Source organism: Yinghuangia sp. YIM S09857 (assembly GCF_051388915.1).
Classification (GTDB): Bacteria; Actinomycetota; Actinomycetes; order Streptomycetales; family Streptomycetaceae; genus Yinghuangia.
This window is the reverse complement of sequence record NZ_JBPKBH010000018.1, coordinates 72,271-77,556: the sequence shown is the minus strand read 5'-3', so window position 1 is coordinate 77,556 and position 5,286 is coordinate 72,271. Positions and strand designations below refer to the sequence as shown.

General features: G+C 72.4%; 3 protein-coding genes. All 3 read right to left on the bottom strand.

Annotation, left to right across the window (positions count from 1 at the left end):
- Positions 1-396 precede the first annotated feature (396 nt).
- Entirely contained in the window at positions 397-2,013 is a 1,617-nt protein-coding gene (locus tag ACRX5S_RS30515; protein ID WP_436776384.1) for a sulfatase family protein, read from the bottom strand.
- A gap of 77 nt (positions 2,014-2,090) precedes the next feature.
- The gene (locus ACRX5S_RS30510) at positions 2,091-4,568 is read right to left on the bottom strand and encodes a beta-glucosidase family protein (RefSeq protein ID WP_436776383.1); all 2,478 of its coding nucleotides are present in this window, start codon (positions 4,566-4,568) and stop codon (positions 2,091-2,093) included.
- Positions 4,569-4,671: 103 nt separating this feature from the next.
- A partial coding sequence (locus ACRX5S_RS30505; protein WP_436776382.1) for a formylglycine-generating enzyme family protein occupies positions 4,672-5,286 on the bottom strand: 615 nt, incomplete at its 5' end.

Below are 5,286 nucleotides of genomic sequence, written 5' to 3'. Positions count from 1 at the left end.
CCCCCCCCCCCCCCCCCCCCCCCCCCCCCCCCCCCCCCCCCCCCCCCCCCCCCCCCCCCCCCCCCCCCAGGGTCGTGTCCCGCCAAGTGGTGTAGCGGATCAAGGCGTTGAACGTGCAGGTCATGCCCCGCATTGCGGTCACAGCGATCGGTCATTGGGTGATGGGGCTTTGGATCGCAGGTCACAGCGCGATGGCCCCGCGTGGCACGCTGCCGACCGCGTTGCACAGCCGAGTCAGGGGCAAGATCCCCTACACCACGCGGCGGGACGCCACCGGCGGCAGCGGGGGTTGTTTCCGCGCCCTGCGTTCGCGGCGAACAGGGTAAGAGGGAACCGGCGTTCCCGTCCGCGCGGCCCTCCGCGGCCGGAAGGCACCCGCGCTGAGCGACGCGCGGGTCAGCCCTGCAGACCCGGCGCCGCCGCCGTCTCCCCCTGCGTCCTGCCCGGTGCCTCGTCCCGGGACTTCATCATCTCCTGGAAACGGGGAAGCCAGCGCTTCAGGTCCTCGCCGAACGTCCTCTCCGGAGCGTGCCACGAGACGGGGACGGTGACGTTGGCGAGGCGGGCCTCCAGGTCCTCGGCGAGGTGGCCGCGTCCGGTGTCACGCAGGTGTTGGGCGTATCGGACGGGATCGGCGTACTGGGGGCCGGTCTGAAGGGTCATCTGCATCGGGTCGGGGAGGCAGCCGGGGCGGCCCGCGTACGTGTGCCACCACTCCGCGAGCCGCGACCGCATGGCGGCCGCCAGTTCGGGGTCGTCGGCGAGGATGTCCCGGGTCAGGTGCGGGTCTTCGGTGACGTGGAAGAGCTGCTCCCACTCCGTCTGGAACGCCCCCGGATGGTAAGTGCGCATGTAGAGGTGGTCCCGGGTGCGGACCGACCTCTGGTAGGTGTGCGCGCCGTGCCCGAGGACGAGGTAGTCGCGGGACTCGATGGCTTCGCCGCGCACCGCCCGGGCGAACGACTCGCCCTGCCACCCCCGCGGGACCGAGAGCCCCAGCAGGTCGCACAGCGTCGGCGCGAGGTCGATGTTGTACAGCAGAGCGTCGTTGCGCCGTGAGTCCTCCGGCAGGTTGTCGGTCAGGCCGGGCCAGTAGAAGACCAGCGGCAGGCGGTGCGTCGGCTCGTTGGCGAGGCCGTGTTCGGCGTACGACCCGTTCTCGCCGAACGACTCGCCGTGGTCGGCGCTGACGATGACCGCGGTCTCCTCCGCGATGCCCAACTCCTCCAGCACACCCATGAGTTCGCCGAAGTAGTGGTCCCAGTAGGCGATCGCCCCGTCGAAGCCGTTGACCAGGTGCTCGAAGTCGGCGCGCGAGGCGACCTGGTCGGGCATGTTGTGCGGCACCGGGGAGTTGCGCGGGCCGCCGATGGTGTAGTGCAGGTCGAGGGCGCTGCGCGGGCCGTACGTCTCGGCGCCGTGCCGGGCGATGGTCTCCTCGTCCGGCCACTCCTGCACCGGCCCGGACGCGGCCATGCGCTCTGTCCACTCCACCGGCTGGGTGTAGTCGGTGTGCGGCTCCCAGTAGGTGACGTGCAGGTACCAGTTCTCTTCCTCGGCGTGGCGGCGTATCCAGTCGATCGCGGCGCGGTTGACGTCCGGTGCCTCCTCGTCGCCCAGGTTCGGTGTGGCGCGGATCGACTCGAGGAAGTTGGCGTGGAAGAAGTACGCGCGATGCCGCTCCGCGAACACCGACACCGCCGCGGTGTTCATGCCCCCGGCCACCAAGTGCTGACCCAGCATGGGCCGGTCGGGGTCGGGGAGGTGCCCGGCGTCCAGCCGGAACCGGGCGGCGGCGCCGAAGTGCCCGATCACGCCGTTGCTGATGCCGAACTGACCGCTGGTCAGCGCGGTACGGGACGGCAGGCACGGCGAGTCGGAGCAGTAGTAGCGGTCGAACACCACCGACTTGTCCGCGAGCCGTTGCAGGTTGGGGGTGGTCGGCCGGTGATAGCCGTATGGGGTGGTGTGGTCCGCGCGGAGGGTGTCCACGTCGACGTAGATGATGCGCATCGGGCTCCTGTCCGTGTGGGATGGACCGGACCGCGGCCGATCGGGGGCCCGTCGGCGGCGGCGCGGCCCGTCGTGGGCTACAGCGTGATCGTGGTGGTGAGGCCGGCGTCCTCGGCGTTCCGGCCGACGGTGAGCCGGTAGGTGCCCGGAACGGTGCGCCAGGAGCCCGCGGCGGCGTCCCAGCGAGCCAGGTCCCGCGAGGGGACGTCCACAGAGACGGTCCGCGTGGCACCCGGTTCGGCGTCGACGGCGGCGAAGCCGACGAGCCGCAGCGGTTCAGCGGAGCCGAACAGCTCGCCGTCCAGCGGCTCCAGGTACGCCTGCACGATCTCGCGACCCGTCCGCGCACCGGTGTTGGCGACGTCCACGCGTACGGTCAGGCCGTCGGCCGCGTTGCCTTCCACCGTGAGGTCGCGGTACTCCCAGTCGGTGTAGCCCAGCCCGTATCCGAACGGATAGCCGGGCTTGGCGCCGCGCAGCGCCCACAGCCGGTAGCCGATGGTGGAGCCTTCGGTGTAGGCGTGGACGCCGTCGACCGGGTTGCTCGCCAGGACCGGCACGTCGGTTTCGTCGGCGGGGAAGCTGGTGGGCAGGCGGCCGCCGGGTTCGGCGGCTCCGGTGAGGATGTCGGCGACGGCCGCACCGCCCTCCTGTCCCGGGAGCCAGGCCCACAGCACCGCGGCGACGTCGTCGCGCCACGGCATGAGCACCGGGGATCCGGCGTTGACGACCACGACCGTGTTGCGGTTCGCGGCCGCGACGCGCGCCACCAGCTCGTCCGAACGCCCGGGCAGGGCAAGGCCGGTGCGGTCGAAGCCCTCGGATTCGATGTCCTCGGTGGTGCCGACCACGACGACGGCCACGTCCGCGGCGGCGGCGTCGGCCACCGCGGCGGCCATTTCGGCCTCCTCGTCGGGCCGGACCGGTGCCCAGCCGAGTCCCATGCTCACGACCAGAAGATCGCTGTCCGCCGTGTGCACGAGTTCGACGTCGACGGGCGCACCGGCGCGTGCCGCCACGGGGATATGGGTCAGCGGCGGGCGCATCAGGAACTCGCCGAAGTCGCCTGTCCCCGTACCCAGGTCGAGGATGTGGGCCTCGCCGTCGACGGTCGCCGTCATCGCGCCCAGTCCGAGCACTTCGAGGACGTGTTCGCCGTCGACCGCGGGGATGATGCGCGTGCGCAGGACGACGATGCGCGTGCCCTCGGGGTACAAGCCGGGCCACACGACTGCCTGGGCGCCGAGACGGTGCTCGGTTGCCAGCACCGAGCCGTGGACGTCCCGGAACTCCAGGGTGAAGCCGGGGGCGTCGGTGGCCGGGTCGGTGCTGTTGGCCCGGCTGATGCCGGGCAGTTTGCGGTGTGTGAAGGCCCCGTCCCGTACCGTGAGTTCGACGTCCGGTCCGAGCGCTGACCGCAGGCCCTCGGCGATGTCGACGACCTGCTCGGGGAAGCACGTGGCGCTGCCGCCGCCCTGTGCCGACATGCGCACGGCGTTGGGGCCGATCAGCGCGACCCGGCGCAGTGCCGAGGTGTCGAAGGGCAGCGTGCCGCCGCGGTTCTCCAGCAGGACCATGGTGCGGGTCGTGAGGGTGCGGATCCGCTCCCGGGCGCCGGCCAGGATGCCGGGGTCCGCGGCGGGGGCGGCGGCGTCGCCGAGGGCGCCGACGCGGGCGGCGAGTCGCAGGATGCGCAGCACCTTGTCGTCGAGCACCGCCTCGTCGACGCGCCCCTCCGCGATCGCCGCACGGATGGGCTCGCCCCACAGCTCGACGGGTCCGGGCATGGCGACGTCGGTGCCGCCGAGGAAGGCGGGCTCGGACGAGCGTACGGCCATCCAGTCCGACACCACGACGCCGTCGAAGCCCCACTCCTGCTTCAGGATCTCGTTCTGGAGCGGGGAGTTCGCCGTCATGGTGGCACCGTTGACGCCGTTGTACGCGGACATCACCAGCCACGCGCCCGCGTCGCGGACGGCGGCCTCGAACGGGGCGAGGTAGACCTCGCGCAACGTGCGCTCGTCGGCCCGGACGTCGTACGTCATGCGCTCGTTTTCGGCGTCGTTGGCGACGAAGTGCTTGACGGTCGCCGCGACGCCCTGGGCCTGCACGCCTTCGACGTACGCGGTGGCGGTACGGGCGGTGAGCAGCGGGTCCTCGGAGAAGCACTCGAAGTGGCGCCCGCCGAGCGGTGTGCGGTGCATGTTCACGGTCGGCGCCAGCAGGATGTGCACGTCCTTGGCGCGGGCCTGGGCGCCCAGGAGTGTGCCGACCTCGCGCGCCACCGCGGGATCCCACGCGGCGGCCTGCGCGGACGGGTTGGGCACCACGACGCTGGTGTCCGCCGCGTCGAACGACGTCCCGCGCACTCCCACCGGGCCGTCGGACATCCGCAGCTTGCGCAGGCCGATCTGCGGCAACTCCGGGAGCGACCACACGTCTTCGCCGGTGACGAGGCGCAGTTTGTCGTCCAGCGACAGTCGCGCGACCAGGTCGCGCAAGATGGCGTCGGAGGATGCGGCCGGCTGTGGTGCGGTGTGGGGGGACTCGGTCATCAAGGCTCCAAACGGATGGTGCGACGGGTTGAAGCCGGGCTACGGGACGGTCGCCCGGCCTGGGCAGGCGGCGGCATTCGGCGATCGGCCGCGACGGGCCGGTTCAGGTGGTGGGGCCGATGCTCCGGGCGCAGCGGAATCCCGCGTTGCCGCTGGAACTGTCCGGGGTGTTGGCGGTGCGGGCGGCGAGGCGGTAGCGGTTGCAGTACGAGTCGTGGCACAGGTACGACCCGCCGCGCATGACCTTGTCGTGCCCGGACTCCGGCCCGCGCGGGTTGGCGGACGGCACGGCCGGGTGGCGCGGCGACCACCAGTCGGCGCACCACTCCCACACGTTGCCGGACATGTTGTGCAGGCCGTACCCGTTGGGCGGGAAGGCGTCGACGGGTGCGGTGCCGCGGTAGCCGTCGTCGGCGGTGTTCTTGGCCGGGAAGGCGCCGCGCCAGATGTTGCACATGTAGGCGCCGTCGGGCTCGCGTTCGTCGCCCCACGGGTAGCGGCGCTGGACGAGGCCGCCGCGTGCCGCGTACTCCCATTCGGCCTCGGTGGGCAGGCGCTTGCCCGCCCAGCGGCAGTAGGCGTCGGCGTCGTGCCAGGTCACGTGGACGACGGGATGGTCCTCGCGGCCCTCGATGCCGCTGCCGGGGCCCTCGGGTCGGTCCCACCGCGCCCCGGTCACGCCGCACCACCACGGTGTGCGCTCCGGCCGGGGCGCGCC